This is a genomic window from Microcoleus sp. MOSTC5, assembly GCF_036701825.1.
Classification (GTDB): Bacteria; Cyanobacteriota; Cyanobacteriia; order Cyanobacteriales; family Microcoleaceae; genus Microcoleus; species Microcoleus asticus.
In genome coordinates this window covers 162423-179132 of sequence record NZ_JAUBRK010000002.1, presented here as the reverse complement: position 1 = coordinate 179132, position 16710 = coordinate 162423, and the positions used below count along the sequence as shown (strand labels likewise).

At 48.3% G+C, this 16710-nt stretch carries 11 protein-coding genes; 6 read left to right on the top strand and 5 right to left on the bottom strand.

Going from position 1 to position 16710, the window contains the following annotated elements:
- Positions 1-6: 6 nt before the first annotated feature.
- Both dacB and QUA54_RS01745 read right to left on the bottom strand, forming a co-directional pair.
- Positions 7-1479 (bottom strand): D-alanyl-D-alanine carboxypeptidase/D-alanyl-D-alanine endopeptidase, encoded by a 1473-nt coding sequence (gene dacB, locus QUA54_RS01750; protein WP_445301519.1) that lies wholly within the window; start codon positions 1477-1479, stop codon positions 7-9.
- 81 nt (positions 1480-1560) lie between these two features.
- Positions 1561-1887: a (2Fe-2S) ferredoxin domain-containing protein gene (locus tag QUA54_RS01745; protein WP_333189109.1), complete on the bottom strand. Its 327-nt coding sequence runs from the start codon at positions 1885-1887 to the stop codon at positions 1561-1563.
- Positions 1888-2131: 244 nt separating this feature from the next.
- Between QUA54_RS01745 and QUA54_RS01740 the strand changes: the two genes are divergently transcribed.
- The 4 genes from QUA54_RS01740 to QUA54_RS01725 all read left to right on the top strand — a co-directional run bounded on the left by QUA54_RS01740 (position 2132) and on the right by QUA54_RS01725 (position 5156).
- Positions 2132-2593 (top strand): CBS domain-containing protein, encoded by a 462-nt coding sequence (locus QUA54_RS01740; protein ID WP_333412808.1) that lies wholly within the window; start codon positions 2132-2134, stop codon positions 2591-2593.
- A 120-nt stretch (positions 2594-2713) separates the two neighbouring features.
- Positions 2714-3388, top strand: a complete 675-nt coding sequence (nblB, locus tag QUA54_RS01735) for a phycobilisome degradation protein NblB (protein ID WP_333412773.1) — start codon at positions 2714-2716, stop codon at positions 3386-3388.
- Between the two features lie 232 nt (positions 3389-3620).
- Complete coding sequence (locus QUA54_RS01730; protein ID WP_333412771.1) at positions 3621-3794, top strand: hypothetical protein; 174 nt, start codon at positions 3621-3623, stop codon at positions 3792-3794.
- Positions 3795-3869: 75 nt separating this feature from the next.
- On the top strand, positions 3870-5156 hold the full coding sequence (locus QUA54_RS01725; protein WP_333412769.1) for a CAP domain-containing protein: 1287 nt from the start codon (positions 3870-3872) through the stop codon (positions 5154-5156).
- Between the two features lie 224 nt (positions 5157-5380).
- Here the strand turns inward: QUA54_RS01725 and QUA54_RS01720 are convergent, their stop codons facing one another.
- Positions 5381-7021, bottom strand: coding sequence for a bifunctional diguanylate cyclase/phosphodiesterase (locus tag QUA54_RS01720; protein ID WP_333412767.1), 1641 nt, complete (start codon positions 7019-7021; stop codon positions 5381-5383).
- A 439-nt stretch (positions 7022-7460) separates the two neighbouring features.
- Here QUA54_RS01720 and QUA54_RS01715 point away from each other — a divergent pair, with 439 nt between their 5' ends.
- Entirely contained in the window at positions 7461-7988 is a 528-nt protein-coding gene (locus QUA54_RS01715; RefSeq protein ID WP_333412765.1) for an adenylate kinase, read from the top strand.
- Between the two features lie 105 nt (positions 7989-8093).
- On the opposite strand, the gene murQ is transcribed toward QUA54_RS01715, so the two are convergent.
- Together murQ and QUA54_RS01705 are read right to left on the bottom strand one after the other, a co-directional pair.
- Complete coding sequence (gene murQ, locus QUA54_RS01710; RefSeq protein WP_333412763.1) at positions 8094-9008, bottom strand: N-acetylmuramic acid 6-phosphate etherase; 915 nt, start codon at positions 9006-9008, stop codon at positions 8094-8096.
- Between the two features lie 217 nt (positions 9009-9225).
- A complete protein-coding gene (locus QUA54_RS01705; RefSeq protein ID WP_172192320.1) occupies positions 9226-9600 on the bottom strand; it encodes a DUF3110 domain-containing protein in 375 nt (124 codons plus the stop codon).
- Positions 9601-10014: 414 nt separating this feature from the next.
- On the opposite strand from QUA54_RS01705, the gene QUA54_RS01700 reads away from it, so the two are divergent.
- On the top strand, positions 10015-16701 hold the full coding sequence (locus tag QUA54_RS01700; RefSeq protein ID WP_333412761.1) for a translocation/assembly module TamB domain-containing protein: 6687 nt from the start codon (positions 10015-10017) through the stop codon (positions 16699-16701).
- Positions 16702-16710 lie beyond the last annotated feature (9 nt).

The window sequence follows — 16710 nt, the reverse complement described above, 5'->3', positions numbered from 1 at the left end:
GTTGTTTTAACAGCGGCGCAGGCGATTCAATAATAGCACAATTTCGTCAGTTGCCGATCGCATTTTTGCAGCCGATAGGTCAGATTGATTCACGATAATGCTAAACACCAGCGGCTCGTAATTCGGAACTTCGATATATCCCGACAGCGCCGAAACTCCGCTCAAAGTTCCTGTTTTTGCTTGCAAAACTACGCGGTTTGGTGTAATATTTAAGCGACTTTTCAAAGTGCCGTTCTCGCCCGCGATCGGCAGTGACTGGCGGTAAATAGATGCAGCAGGTGAATTCGCCATAAACCTCAAAGTTTGCACCAAGGCTTCTGGACTAATTAAATTGTGCCGAGACAAGCCGGAACCGTCGGTTAATATGTAGCTGTTGGGATTTACTCCTAATTGAGTTAAAGCTGTTTTTAACTCTTTCAAACCGATTTCACCTGTATCCTCTTGTGGCACTGGCATCTTGCCTGTGAGTGTTTGCGGCACGGGAATCTTGTCTGTAACTTTTCCCAGCAACCTCAATAAAACTTCTGCATAAAGATTGTTGCTTTCTCGATTAGTTTCTCTCACCAATTCCGCTATCGGGGGCGATTCAACGGTAGCTAATTCTTGATTAAAATTCCCAGAAGCAGATGCAACGAAAGCCTGTTTGACAGGAATTCCCTCAGTCGCCAGGACTTGCTGAAAATGCTGCAAAAAATTCTTAGCGGGGTTGACAACTGCGACATAAGCTGGTTCGGATTCTGCACCAACTTTCAACTGTCCGCTAACTCGAATTGCAGGTCGATCGAACTCCCGACCAACTTCAATAAACTCAGATTCGTTTTGGGCGACTGTCACTGAATTGTTCTGAATTTGCCACTGATTTGCCAGCTTTGGTTCGGCAAAAGTAACTTTCAGAGGTTGCCCGAGATCCTGCGGGGACAAAAGAAGTTCGATCGCGTTTTGATTGAAGATTAAACTGTTAATCGGCGCACCATAGCCAGCTTGCGCGTCTTCCCATTCCCAATTCGGATTGACTGCACTGCCTTGAAAATAGCTGTCATCGCCAATCAACTCGTTAACTTGACTAATTCCCCGCTGTTTCAACTGCTGCGCCAAGGATTTCAACTGAGCCTCAGCAATGCTCGGATCTCCCCTGCCCGCAACGTACAAACTCCCATTTTCGCCGCTGTAAACCGATGTCTTAATCCTAAAATCTGCACCGAGTTTGTGCAAAGCAGCGGCTGTCGTTAGCAGCTTGACATTTGATGCTGGAATAAAATATTTTTGGGCGTCGCGGCTGTAGAGAGTAGCAGTAGAAGATAGAGATTGAATCAAAATGCCCCAGCGCGATCGGCTAAATTCGGGACGGTTGGCGATCGCATCTACTTGTGCCCCCAATTCCCCCGGACAAATATCCCCAGCAACCGTCGGCGTTTGAGCCGCAACCGCCGACGGACGCCCCAGAATTAGGACTAACAAACTAAGCGCAATTCCTTTGATTTTCAAAGTGCAAGTCCCATAACAATAACTATTCAAATTAGATGCGCCCGAGCTGGGAATTTTCACCGAATCAAGTCAATACTAATAATAATAACGCGCATGAATTCTCGGATTAAACAGCGCCTCTACAGGTTTTCCCTCTTTGAGGTGTTCTTCCACAATCAACGGTACATCACTCGGTTTAACTCGACAATACCAAATTTCGTCTGGGGTAACTCGCACCGTCGGGCCAGTGTTGCACTGTCCCTGACAGCTACTGGCCTCAACTTTTACCCCTGCAACTTGTTGAGCTTCAAAAGCAGCTAGCACTGCTGCTGAACCGTTTTTCAGGCAAGATTGATACTGGCAAACCAATACACAGCGCGGTTCTGGTTGGGAGTCTGGTTCTCGGGCTGGAGATTCTGGCATTGGTAAGGATTTATCGGCTCTTTAATATATCTTAACAATCTTGTCAGGCAGATCGCCCGCCGGAGGGAGGCAAAGGGCAGAATTTTGCAGTGCGATCGAAAAAAGTACCAAAATTCTGGCACTCAAAATTTTTCCTTCCTTCTACCTTCTAACGAATCCCTTCAGCAGAGCTGCCTTTCTTCAGTCTGTGCCGCGCTTTCCCTATATGATCGATTTAGAGCAACAACTCAATCAACCGCTAATCATGCCAAAAACAGTAGCCGATGTAATGAGCCGCGATCCCATTTTGGCGCGACCCGAAATGCCCTTGAACGAAGCGATTAAAATTTTAGCCGATCGACGCATTAGCGGTCTTCCCGTCGTAGATGAGAATGACTTGTTGGTAGGAGTCATCTCCGAAACCGACTTGATGTGGCGGGAAAGCGGCGTAACTCCGCCCGCTTATATCATGGTGCTCGACAGCGTGATTTATTTGGAAAATCCATCTCGTTACGAGCGAGAGCTCCACAAGGCTTTAGGACAAACAGTAGGAGAAGCGATGAGTACAGAGCCAGTTACCATCGATCCCGACAAATCTCTCCAAGAAGCTGCAAAACTGATGCACGATCGCAGCATCCACCGATTGCCGGTGCTTGATACTGCTGGCAAAGTAATTGGCATCCTCACTAGGGGAGATATTATTCGAGCGATGGCGGCGGAATCTTAATTAACTGTTGCAGTTCCAGGACTGTATCAGAAAATGAGCCGATCGCTCTTTCAATCTCGCTCGCTTTTGGCAATTACCAATTACCAAATCTAAAATCTAAAATCTAAAATCTAAAATCCGATGAGCATTACCCCTGAGTCTGTCGAACAATTGCTGAATTCCGAGGATTTTGGCGAAAGGCTGCGAGCAGTCAACCAACTGCGGCAACTAGATCCTGCAATCGCCTATAAACTGATTCAAATTGCGATCGGCGACAAAAACGTCCGGGTTCGCTACGCAGCAGTCAGCCAAATATCAACCCTCGGCACGCAGAATCTGCCGAACGCTTTAGAGGTACTGCGAAACAGCCTGAACAACGACCCCGAACCCGACGTACAAGCAGCAGCAGCCGATGCTTTGGGCGCATTGAAATTAAGCGATGCTTTAGAAGATTTGCAGCAAGTTTACAGCAGTACATCTGAATGGCTGGTGCAGCTCAGCATCGTCGCGGCTTTGGGAGAAATGGGAGATCCGAAAGCCTTTCCGATGTTAGAAAATGCCCTCACTTCTGAAAACGAATTGATCCAAACCATTGCGATCAGCGCATTAGGTGAATTGGGAGATAAACGCGGGCTGCCGCTGCTGCTTCCCTACGCTTCCAATGCAGATTGGCAGATCCGTTACAGAGTCGCCCAAGCTCTCGGGCGGCTGGGCGGTACAGAAGCAGAAACAGCTTTGGAAATTCTCGCCAAAGATGAGGTTGAGCAAGTTGCTCAGGAAGCTAGAGCCGGACAAGAGAATATTTTAAAGTTGTGAGTTTTGAGGTGTTAATTTTGAATTAATTTAGAATTTTTTGTGAGGATTCTACTAAAAACTCCGTTCGCGATCGCACACTGAATTCAAAAACCCGGTTTCTTCCTATATTTCTCGTGACAGTCCGCCAAACTCGTAGAAACCGGGTTTCTAGCCCGCTAGCCAGCGGGCTGGGTGCGCACCGCAAACCTTACTAATCAGAAAAATCTCAAATCTCGAATCTCAAATTGTCTTGATGCCACGGGCGATCGCAAATTCCCTTGAAACTCTCCTCAAAGTCGATCGCACTCTTCCCTTTCCCAACCAGAGCCGGGATCTTGACATCGGCACTTTGACAACAGCTATAATTAGAATAAATACAGCAGCGGCAGGGGTTAACACAATTATTGAAATGTACCCAGCCAGCTAGCGATCGGGGAAACTATCGCTAAGAGGGCAAGCAATCTACCAGCAAAACCCACTCTTAAAAGTGTTTATCATCCCCATGCTTGAACAACTACAAAATTCTGGTTCTCAGTCCTCGGACATTTTAACAGGAGAGCGATCGGCCTCTCAAGTCGCACCAACTTCAACCAATCAAAACTTTATTTATAGAGTTTTAGAACTTACCAACATCGAACGCAGCAAGTTGAGTTTGTCCCCGCTAACCTTAAATACTCAGTTACTAAATGCGGCGGAAAATCACACCCAAAACATGGCACTGCAAGACTTCTTTTCCCATACCGGAAAAGATGGTTCGTCATTCACCAGTCGGGTTACTGCAACGGGCTATAAATTTTCAGCGGCAGCAGAAAACATCGCTGCTGGATCTTCTACACCCGAACAAGTTGTATCCTCGTGGATGAACAGCAGCGGCCACCGGACTAACATTCTTAACGCGAATCTCAAAGAAATTGGCATCGGTTACTATTTCTTAGCCGACGATACTGGCACAGAAAATTGGAATCACTATTGGACGCAAGTTTTTGCGACTTCTCTTGACGGTAGCGTCAATCCCGCACCCACACCAACTCCCACACCAACTCCCACACCAACTCCCAACACATTGGTATCGATTATTTCCCCAATACCCAATGCTACAGGGGACGGCAGCCCGACGACAGCACCCAAAAATACAGCCAGCGGCGGCAATTATTTCCTATCAGATAGTGCCGATAGTCAAATACCGACAAATGCTGCGGGATTGCCAATTTTTGCCCTTTCCGGCAAAGATAATATCATTGGGGGAGAAGGTGCTGATAGCATTAATGGAATGCAAGGTGCGGATACAATTAATGGCGCAGGTGGCAATGACAGCTTATCGGGCGGCAAAGAATCCGATTCAATTGATGGCGGTGTTGGCAATGATTTTATTGGCGGCAACAACGATAACGATCTACTAATCGGATCGGACGGTAACGATACGATTCGCGGCGGTAAAGAAGATGATATCTTGATTGGCGGTAACGGCGAAGATTTGTTGGCGGGCGATCGCGGTCAAGATATTCTGACGGGCAGTGGCGGAAATGATACGTTTATTTTAGCGGGAGGTTTGTCTGCTTCGGCTACTTTAATTAGTGCGGATGCGATCGCCGATTTTGCGATCGGGGATAACATTGGTTTGACTGACGGTATCGGGTTTGCAAACTTGACTTTTGAAGCTGTGAGTTTGCAGTTGGATGGAGGCGCAAGCGTCGCTTCTACGGCGATTAAGTCGGGCAATAATTATTTGGGAATCGTGCAGGGTGTCAGTCAAAGTCAACTTACATCTTCTGTTTTTGTCAACGCCTAAAAAACAGCATACCCAGATTCCCGACTTTTTGTAGAAGTCAGGAATCTAAAAACGAGAGCGCTTTACGTTTAACTTTGAGAGTATAGTCGGGGTGGCTGTTTTGAGAGATTGGTTGTTATACAGTCTTGGACGGAAAAACACGGCGGTACGATCGCATTCAACTCAACCGCAGGCATGGATACTGAGCTTACGATCGCATTACCAGTGAAAGCTAATGGTTCAGCTTAAAAGTGGGTGGCAAGAGCGATAGGTGCTGCATCAGACTGAAACGACTCGTTTAGCAGTTTGGCGATCGTGTCAGCGTTAGCAGGGCGACTGAAGTAAAACCCTTGACCTTCATCGCAGCCTCGCGCTTGCAGGTAATCACGCTGCTCCTTGGTTTCAATGCCTTCTGCGGTGATCGTTAACCGCAGACTTTTTGCCAGAGCAATGATGGCATCAGTAATGGTGGCGCTGTTCGGGTTAGACAGTACATCTCGGACAAACGATCGATCGATCTTGAGCATATTAACTGGAAACCGTTGCAGGTAGTTAAGGGAAGAATAACCTGTGCCAAAGTCGTCTAGGGCGAGGGACACGCCAAGTTGCCGCAGTTGCAATAAGGTTTTGACCGATCGCTCAATGTCAGTCATCAAGGCAGTTTCAGTCACTTCCAGTTCTAAATACGCAGCTTCGAGTTCGGTCTGGGCCAAAATTTGGCGAACCATCTCAACCAGATTCGCCTGCTCAAATTGTCGACCCGACAGATTCACCGAAATCCGCAGCGCTGGCATCCCAGCCAGTTGCCAGCGACGGGTTTGAGCGCAAGCCGTTCGCAAGACCCATTCACCAATGGGCACGATCTCGCCATTGGCTTCGGCGATCGGAATAAATTTTGCCGGAGAGACCAAACCCTCTGTAGAATGCTGCCAGCGAACCAGCGCCTCCGTTGCTGTCACCTGTCCGCTGTCGAGGTCGATCAGCGGTTGATAGTAAACCAGTAGTTCGTTACGCTCCAGCGCTCCGCGCAGGCTATTTTCTAGGATCAGTCGCTCCTGTAACTCAACGTTCATTTCGGGTGAATAAAATTGATAGTGACTCTGCCCTTGCTGCTTTGCCTGATGAAGCGCGAAGTGAGCTTGCTGAAGAAGTTGCTCTGCAGAATTGGTATTTTCTAAATGGTTCAATGTAATGCCAAGACTGGCGGTGAGGTGGATCGGTTGGCCCTCTATAGAGAAAGGTTTTGCTAGCGTACTCAGCAGCAGTTGGGATAGCTTGACCACACTCTCCAGCGAGGGGAGTTCGCTGCGAGCGATCGCAAACTCACCATCGCCCAAACGCGCCAAGAGATCTGACCGATCCATGCACTGTACCAGCCGTTGGGAAACGGCTCTAATTAGTAAGTCAGATATCCCAGGCTCCAACGCATGGCGCATCGCTGTCAAATCATCGATACCCAATACCAGAACTGCGACCAGGGATGAGTGATTTTCGGATCGGGTTTGATTCAGGCGATCGCAGAATAAGTCACGATTTGGCAATCCAGTCAGTTTATCGTAGTGGGTAATGTAATCAATCAATTCATCTAGTTTGTAAAGCGTTTGTGAGGAATTTGCCATCAGCGTACCGACTTCATCAGCAAACTCTGTGGGTAAGTTCGGCAATGTTTTTGTATCGAGGTAGTTTTGTAGAGCCTCCGAGGTTAAGATTACCGGAACCAGGAGGTAGCGTAGCGTAAAAAGCGTTGCTGCCGTACCCGCTAATGTCGCCAGCAGAGCAATCAGCAGAACCCGGACTGATGTCTCTACAGAGTAAGCATTTGAGGTAAGAAACCAGACCATTAAGGTTAGCAAAGGAACGTGCGTGCCTAAAAATGCAACCATCATAATTTTGGCAGTGTAGCTTTTCTTCAGCCAGGGGAGATGCGCCAAGGATGAGTATAGGTTAAGGTTAGGCTTTGGTTGCATAGGACTCGGTTTTAGAATTTAAAGTGGGTAAAGTATCCAGCAGTCTGGTACTAGGTGGTTGGCTTCAGAAACGGCTTTTTTAACTAAGGAGCGATCGCCTTAGATTTGACCGATTTTTTACAAATCGATCGACAATACCGAGCCGCGATCGCTTGTCTGATAAAATATCCAAGCGATCGCCAAACAACAAATATATATACTGACCCTAATCGCCTTTTTCAAAAACGTCAGTGATCCGCGCCACAAATTACCGAAATTAATTTTTTTGAAAGCTACAAATTAGATCGACCTTCAGCTTTTAGTCTGCTACTAATGACTGATAACTAATGACTAATAACTAAATTACTAAAAAGGAAATATGAAAAAAGTAGCCGTGTTTGGTAACGCTGGAGGCGGTAAATCAACTCTCAGCAAGAGATTATCGGAAATCACTGGTTTGCCACTTTACATCTTGGATAAGATTCAATATCAATCTGGGGGCGCTGAGGTGAACTATGAAGAATACAAGCAGACCCATGAGAAAATTCTGGCGACCGATCGATGGATTATTGACGGGTTTGGTTGCAGGGAAACCCTCTGGCTGCGACTCAATGAGGCGGATAGTCTGGTTTTTGTCGATTTACCGCTATACGTGCATTTTTGGTGGGTGACTAAACGGCTGATTTCAGGTAGCTTTATACCCCCAGAAGGCTGGCCTGAAAACAGTCCGATATTGAAGAGTTCAATTAATAGTTACCGCGCTCTTTGGTTGTGTCACAAGTATTTGACTCCCAGATATCGCGAGTATGTCGATCGCGCTCAAAATACCAAAAGTGTTTATCACATCAGATCCACTAAAGAGATTGCACAATTTTTGAAATCGATATCGCAAATGACTGATGACTAATGACTTGGGAATGGGGAATGGGGAATGGGGAATGGGGAATGGGGAATGGGGAATGGGGAATAACCAATAACCAATAACCAATAACAACTGACTGCTGACTGCTGGCTACTGACTAATTGATGCTACAGCCGATCGCAAATTTCCTTGAAACTCGCCCAAAATTCGATCGCACTCTTCCTTCTCCAAACCAGTCCAGTGCATCATCAAAGCTAATTTTACAGACTTGCCACTTTTTTCGAGCAAAAAACCCGCTTCATCCCGGTTCAAATCAGTCAAATCCTGCAACATCCGCACAGCCCGATCGCGCAATTTCTTATTAGTCACCGCCACGTCAACCATTCGATTGCCGTAAACCTTCCCCAGGTTCACCATTACCCCAGTCGAAAGGATATTCAAAGCCATTTTTGTCACCGTACCCGCTTTCAAGCGCGTCGAACCCGCCACTACCTCCGGGCCAACCAACAACCGAATATCAACATCAGCCTCAAAATTCACTTGTTCGACGGGTACGCAGGCCATAAACACAGTCTTCGCCCCCCGCTGGCGCGCCGCCTGCAAAGCGCCCGCGACAAACGGCGTCGTACCTCCAGCCGTAATCCCGACAACCACATCTAAGTTGGTAATGTGACGGTGGCCGATCGCCTCAGCCCCATCCTCAGCCCGATCCTCCAAATCCTCCGAACTCCGCACCAAAGCCCCCGCACCCCCGGCAATTATGCCCTGTACGAGTTCTGGCGGCGTGCAGAAGGTGGGGGGACACTCGGCCGCATCCAGCACGCCCAAACGCCCGGAAGTACCCGCACCGACGTAAAACAGGCGGCCTCCTTGACGCAGAGACTCGGCTGCAATGTCGATCGCTCGGGCTAACTGTTCGCGGGCACGGGCGATCGCGCTTAAGGTTTGGGCGTCTTCCCGGTTGAACAAATCCACTAATTCGATCGAACTGAGTTGGTCTAAATTCTCGCTGTTGGCATTCACCTGTTCCGTCAGCAGATGCCCCCGTTCTTCCAAATTCTTCATTTTTTGTCAGTTGTTATTTGTCAGTTGTCGGCCTTCAAGCGAAGTCAGGAGACATACAGAGTCCCAGCTTCAGCCTGAGGCCTCTATATACAAATGGAGCCTAGGATTGAAAAAGCTCGAAGATATCAAATTTATCCTTCTTCCCTCTTCCTCCTTCTCTCTTCCCTCAAGATCCATCCGTTAAATCCGCTACAGAATCCTTTGCCGCACCTTCCTTTTACAAAAGTCCTTCGAGTCGGCGGCGAATAGAATCCAGTTCGTTTTGGGAAACGTCAGAATCCGGCTCCGGCTCTGGCTCAAGCTCCGCCTGCCACTGAGTCTGTGTTACATTGTCTTCTGGCGGAATTGCCAGCGCGCCCGCCGGTACCAGTTCCCAATCATAATCAACACTATCGCAGAACTCCTTAATTTCCTCATCGTCGATCGCCTCGACAGTGGGCTCTGGGAAATCCTGAGCTTCCAACATCACGCCAAAGCGGGTGGCGTCGTCTTCTGACTCAAACATCAGAACTTTATTGCGATCGCCGAGTTGAATGGTATGAATTCCCTCATTCTCGGTGCGGGCATTGAAGAGTAAGACGAACACTCGCATAAGTTTTAAAGACCTTCTTAACCACCGTTTTTTTATCTTAGGAGCGATCGGGCCACCGAGCAGTCGATTTTAAATTTTAGATTTTAGATTTTAGATTTTAGATTGACTCCAGATCTTGCACGCGCGGGGAGCGAGAGGATTTTGGGGAGTTAGAATACTTGGTGTTAGGTTGTGTTGCGTGTTTTGATTAAGTTTGGTAAAGGTTCTTGAACTCTGCCCCCGAGTGGGGGACGTGAATCTTGAAATTCGATCCTCTGCGAGGGCTTCGCTAAAGCGCCACCGGCACTTCCCGCCTCAGTCCTGAGTCTACCAAAGGCAGAAGGTACGCTTACGAAGCACAGAAATTATACCTGTCTAAAACCCGCTGATTTCCTCACCCAATTCCTGAATTCTCACAAGCTTTGAGAAACACCCATGACTAACTCGGACGATAACAAAAATCAACTCGCACCCCGCCCCCACCGCCGCTGGTGGCGTCTGGTGCTGCTTAGCGGAACGGGATTGGGCATTATCGCCTTGGTTGGGGCGGCGCTAGCACACCAGTGGGTGCGGGAAAAGTTAGCTCCTTTGGTGGAAACTGAAGTCAGTCAGTTGCTGAAGCGGCCTGTGCAACTCGGACGTTTGGAGAGATTTTCTCCGACAAGTTTGCGGTTTGGTCGATCGACTTTACCTGCAACTCCTACCGATCCGGATTACGCTTCTACAGAAGCAGTGGAAGTGCAATTTTCGGTTTGGCCGCTGCTGTTCAACCGCACTCTCAAATTAGATATTACCTTAGTTAAACCCAGCGCTTATATCGAACAGGATGCTAAAGGCCAGTGGGTTAATATTCCAACTGCGGAGCGGAAATCTCCGGGTTTATTTAAAACTGAAGTGGAGGCAATTCGAGCTGAAAATGTCGCCGCAGTTTTGGTACCGAGTCCCGCAGTCGGACAGAAAACTTCGGCTCCGATTTCTGTAAATTTAAAAAATGGAAGTGTTCTATTTCGCGACCAAAATCACCGCGTTCTCTACGAACTAAACGGTCAGTTTACTAACAGCGATAATTTTATAGTTAAAGCAGATTCTCTGTTACCCGCCGCTCAAACTAACGTACAGTTGCAAGGTCAAAATTTGCCTTTGTCCGACCTCGCTCGACTGCTGAAACTTCCCGCCGGCATTATTTTACAAAAAGGTCTTGCTAATGGCAATTTGACCGTGCAATTGCGAGATAATAAAGTATCGGGAATTGTGGGAACGGCTAGTTTTGGAGGAGTGCAAGCGAGTATTGATCCGCTGAAACAAATTATACAAAATAGCAGCGGTCAGTTGCGGTTTCAGGGAACTAATGTGATTGTCGATAGTCTGGCGGCTAATTACGGTCTAATTCCGCTGAGAATAGCAGGAACAGTTGCAACTGGAACTAATTTTAATTTGGATCGAGCTAGCTTCAATCTGACAACGAACGTGCAACCAGTCGCTTTTGCAAGTGTTGTCAGTGCGGTGGAGACAGAGTTAGGGCAGAAAGTAGTATTGCCGGTTGCTGTGGCGGGGGAGGTGAAGGCGGATGTCAAGCTGACTGGAACCGTTGCTCTGCCGGTGCTGACAGGTGCGATCGCCTCGACAAAACCCGCTACAGTCGATCGACTGCAATTAAACAATATTAGCACTAATTTCAAATTGGAACGCGGGAGAATGGCTCAAATTCCAACTCCCAATTCTCAATCTTCTATTCCCCCGTTTTCCTCTTTAGCTTTGACTTTGAGCGATTTTTTGGTAGTGCCGGCGGCGGGGGGTAAAATTGGCGGCAAAGGTCAAGTTGATATTGCTTTGGGGAGTGAGAATTCGCGATCGGGTTTGGTGTTTGACTTGCAAGCTGAAAACTTGCCCGCAGATAATCTCGCCCAAATTTACGCTCTCCCGATTCCTGCTACTGTTAAAATTGGCACTGTCTCCGCCAAAGCTCAAGTTTTCGGCCCGTTAGACAACATTCAAGCTAGAGTTCAATGGCAAGCACCGCAAGGGACTTTCCCCGCTGCCGGCGAAATTCGAGCCGGAGGCAATTCGGCGGATTTGCAAAATACGGTTGTGAAAATTGGCGACGCTTCTGTTAACGTGGATGCTGCGCTAAAAGACCGTCAGTGGCAAGCTTTGATCGAGGGCGATCGCGTGGCCCTCAACAGTTTGCAGCAACTCGTGCCGGGACTTAATTTGCCTCCTGAACTAGCAGGTTTGTTCAGCGGAACCGTCGAAGCAGCAGGAACTCTGGACAATTTGAGTTTAAATGCGATCGCTGCGACGGCCAAAGGAACACTGAATATTGCTGACAGTATTGTTGATGTTAATGGCGAACTAGAATCGGGGAACTGGCAAGTTGTTGGCAACACTGAAAAAGTAGCTGTCAATCAATTAATTGATATTGGCTTGCCGTTTTTAGAACGTGCTAATTCTAACATTTCAACCGCCAATCTAGACAATCTAAAATCCAAAATCCAAAATCTAAAATCGCTCGGCGGACAGCTAGCAGGTGAATTTAGAGCGGCGGGAAATGTTGATAATTTGACTGCCGGCGGAATCAATATTAATGCCAACGGCAGGCTCAATTTTGCCGACAGCAATGTCAATTTAAATGGAGAATTGGTAGCGGGAAACTGGCAAGCAACAGCAGAAACAGATCGCACATCGATCGACCGCTTGGTAGATTTGACACTGCCGATTTTAGATGTGGCTTCAGCATTCAATCCCGAAAATCAGCAATCGGCCAATCTCAACAATCTCAAATCCAAAATCCAAAATCTAAAATCGATCGACGGACTGCTATCGAGTCAATTTACAGCATCGGGAAGTCTTGACAATTTGACTGCTAGCAGCATAAATGCCAGCGGCAGCGGCAGACTCAATCTTGCCGGCAGCAATGTTAATTTAAAAGGAGAATTGGTAGCCGGAAACTGGCAAGGAACAGCAGAAACCGATCGCACTTCCATCAGCCGTTTAGTAAATTTAGGATTGCCGCTGTTAGATGTTGGCTTAGCTTTCGCTGCTGACAATCCCCAAACAGTCGCCAATATCAACAATCTAAAATCCAAAATCCAAAATTTCCAATCACTTGACGGACAAATATCCAATCAAATTCAAGCCAGCGGCAATCTTGATAATTCAACAGCCGCTGACATAGGCGTCAGCAGCAGCGGCCAACTCAATATAGGCGACGGTACTGTCGCTTTTAGAGGTAAATTAGAAGACAGACGCTGGCAAGCTTTCGCCGATGCCGATCGAGTTATTCTCAGCCGCTTAGAACAAACTGTTCGCAATCTCCAACTGTTTCCGCTGACGGCGACTTTGCCTAAAGGATTTGACGGCAGAGTTAACGGCGAATTCCAAGCAGCGGGCAGTTTGGATAACTTGACAGCGAAAGGAATTAGTGGTAGCGGAGAAGGGCGGATTTTGGTCGATCGACTCGGGGCGATCGATACTACGGCCAAATTAGAAAACGGCAACTTGCAAGCCTTGCTGGAAACGAACGGAATTGCCGTCAGTAATTTAGAACAAACCCTCAAACAAACAGGTTTGCTGACAGCGGATTTACCGCCAGAAATTAACGGAACCCTCGACGGCCAAGTCCGCATTTTGGGAACAGTAGATAATCTAACCGCCAACGGCATCACCGCCAACGGCGACGGACAAATTAGACTCGCCAACGGCGGAGGAATTGTCAATGCTAAAGGCAGCGCCGCATCGGGGAATTGGCGCGCGTCAATCGAGGGCCAGCAAATTGCTCTAAGTCGCTTCCAGCAGGCTTTTGAGTCGCAGCGACAAAGCTTGCAAGCGCAAGGTGAAGTATCTGATGCCCCAAATCTCCCCCAGCTTCAAGGACTGTTTAACGGCAATATCAATTTATCCGGGCCGATTGCCGCTTCCCCACAAACAGTTCGCGCCGGCGGCAGTTTCCGCATCTCGGAATTGCCGTTTTTGAAACAACCTTTTGAGGCAGTATTTAATTGGGACGGCAAACGGGTAGAAATTGAGAACGCCACAACTCCCGGTTTGACAGCAAAGGGCTTTGTTAACGTCGAACTCGCAGGTAAAGGAGGGCCCTCAATTTCCAACTTAGATTTGGATGTCAGACTCGCCAACTTTAATCTGGAAGCCTTACCGGCAGAACAGTTAGGATTTTTGTCAGCAATTGCGGACAAAAATTCCTCACAGCAAAACTTACCCCTGCGCGGCAATGTCGATTTTACCGGCCGCCTCACCGGAACCCTCGCCGCCCTCAGCTTAGTGGGCGACGTGGAAGTGCGGGATTTAGCAGTAAATCAAATCGCTTTTGACCCGGTACTGGCGGGGACTGTGAATGCTGATGCTGGGAAAAGTGTAGATTTGCGTTTGGCCGGCGCCAGCGACAAAATCGAAGTAGCTTTAAATCAATCTTTTCTGCCGACATCTTTCTTAGTTCAACGCGGGGAATCTGTCGCTAGGGGCCAAACCGAGGGAGAAACTTTGCGAGTTAATTTAAGCGATTTTCCCCTCGCTGCTTTGAATCTATCACCCGGTAAAGAGGCGGGTTTGGGGCCGATTACCGGTACGGTTTCGGGACAAGTAAATGTGCCCGGTTGGAAGCTGCCGTTAAATCCGGCGACTTTGCAAGCAAGCGGACAAATTGCGATCGCCCAACCGGCGATCGGCTACATTAAAGGTGACAGTTTCCAAGCCGAATTTAGCTACGCTAACGGCAGCGCCACTCTCACAAATGGCATATTCCGCCAAGGCAGCGGTCAATACTTAATTTCCGGTAATGTTCAAACAGGCGCAAACCCGCAATTTGCCGGGAAAGTTAACGTCCAGCAAGGCAATTTGCAGCAGGTTTTAGCCGCTTTGCAATATTTCAATTTAGGCGACTTGGCTAGAGGCTTAAAACCTCCCGTTTACGGTGACAGTGGCGACGTGCAAACTGTAGCAGTCGGAGAAGCGGATGCCCCGCTAATCGAACAGTTGCGCCGCTTGGCAGAAATTGAAACTATTTTGCAGCAGCAGCAGGCAGTAAAATCATCAGAAAAAGTGCCTCCCTTATCTGAATTGCAAGGCACTTTTGGTGCGGAAATTGCTGTCGCCGGTTCTTTGCAAACGGGCGTGCAAGCTCAATTTAACGTGAAAGGCGATAACTGGCAGTGGGGACAATATGTCGCTGAAAAGTTCAGCATAGAAGGCAGTTTTCAGGAGGGGATTTTAACTGTTTTGCCTTTGGAAATTCGATCGGGCAAAAGTGCGATCGGCTTTTCGGGACAACTCGGGCAAAAAGCTCAATCCGGGCAGTTGCGGGTAGAAAATGTACCCGTGGAAGAGTTGGCAAAACTGGTGGAATTGCCTTTTGTGGATGTCACGGGAAATTTGAATTTGCGGGCGAATTTGGCCGGCAGTTTGGAAAACCCGCAAGCCACCGGAGAATTGAGTTTGCTTGAGGGTACGCTAAACGGAGAACCGATTAAACAAGCCGACGGCAGTTTCAGTTACAGCAACGCCCGCCTGAATTTTGGCGGCAGCGCTTTGGTAACTCAAACCGAACCGATTGAAGTGCAGGGAAGTTTGCCTTTTGAGTTGCCTTTTGCAGCGGTGAAAGCTGACAGCAATCAAATCGATTTGAGGGCGAATTTGCAAAATGAAGGTTTGGCAATTATTAATGTATTGACTCCGCAAGTTGCGTGGGTCAGCGGTCAGGGACAGGTGCAAATTCGCGTCGGAGGAACGCTGCAAGAGCCTGTAGCGCAAGGAATTGCGAATTTTGAAAATGCAACCGTCCGCGCGAGAGCCTTCCCAGAACCGCTGACAGGGCTGACTGGGACGGTGCGCTTTGAGGGCGATCGTATTCGGGTAGAGGGAATTCGGGGACAGTTGAGTCAGGGAGAAGTTGTCGCCGCTGGCGTGATTCCGCTGTCTGTGCCTTTTGCTGAGGGCGATGTCGATGCGACTAATCCTTTGGCTGTGAATTTAGACAAGTTAGCACTGAATCTCAGAGGATTGTACAGCGGCGGCGTTGTCGGTCAAGTACAGGCAAGGGGCACGGCTTTCCGCCCGCAGTTGAGCGGTAATATTGAACTGTACAACGGTGAAGTATTTCTCCGGAGTCCCGGCGGCGGCACAACTGAGTTAGCTTCTTCCTCTTCTGCTTCCGATTCTGATTCTGATTCCACACCTTCTCCTTCCGCTGCGACTGATGTTTCTGCTTCTCCTACAACTGAGGTTTCTCCTTCTCCTGCAACTGCAACTTCCCCTTCTTTTGAAGTTGGATTGAACGATTTGCGGCTGAATTTGGGTCGGGGAATTCGGGTAACGAGTGCGCCGATATTAAGTTTTCAGGCGACTGGGGGCTTGACGGTGAATGGAACTTTAGATGACATTCGCCCGGAGGGTACAATTCGGTTGACTTCCGGGTCGGTGAATTTGTTTACCACAGAGTTTAGACTCGATCGAGGATACCCGCAGACTGCTACCTTTGTACCGGGACAAGGACTCGATCCGACGCTGGATGTGAGATTAGCAACTTCGGTGCAGGAAGTAACGCGGTTCCGCACTCCCGGCACATCTGTAGCCTCTGAAATAGCAGACGAACCGACAAGTTTCGGCAGCGTGCGGAGTGTCCGAATTCAAGCGTTAGTGCAGGGAAGGGCTTCTCAGTTGGCGGAAAGTCTGGAGTTGAGGAGTTCTCCGAGTCGATCGGAAACAGAGATTGTAGCGCTATTGGGCGGCAGTTTCGTGCAAACTTTGGGACAGGGAGACAGTACACTGGCGATCGCAAATTTAGCCGGTGCGGGTTTATTGAGCAACCTTCAATCTGCGGTTACCAACGCCACAGGATTGAGCGAATTTCGCTTATTTCCCACTCGGATTAGAGGCAACGAAGCACAAACAGCTAGTTCCAGTGCGGGTGCAGGTTCTCTCGGTTTAGGTTTAGAAGTTGGGTTTGACATCACGCGCAATATTTCAGCATCAATCATTCGAGTTTTGTCAGCCAATCAACCGACTGAATTTACTGTGCGCTATCGATTGAGCGATAAAATTTTACTCAGAAGTTCGAGTAATTTTCAAGGAGACAATCGCGTCACGGCTGAATATGAATTGAGGTTTTAGTTAGCCAAA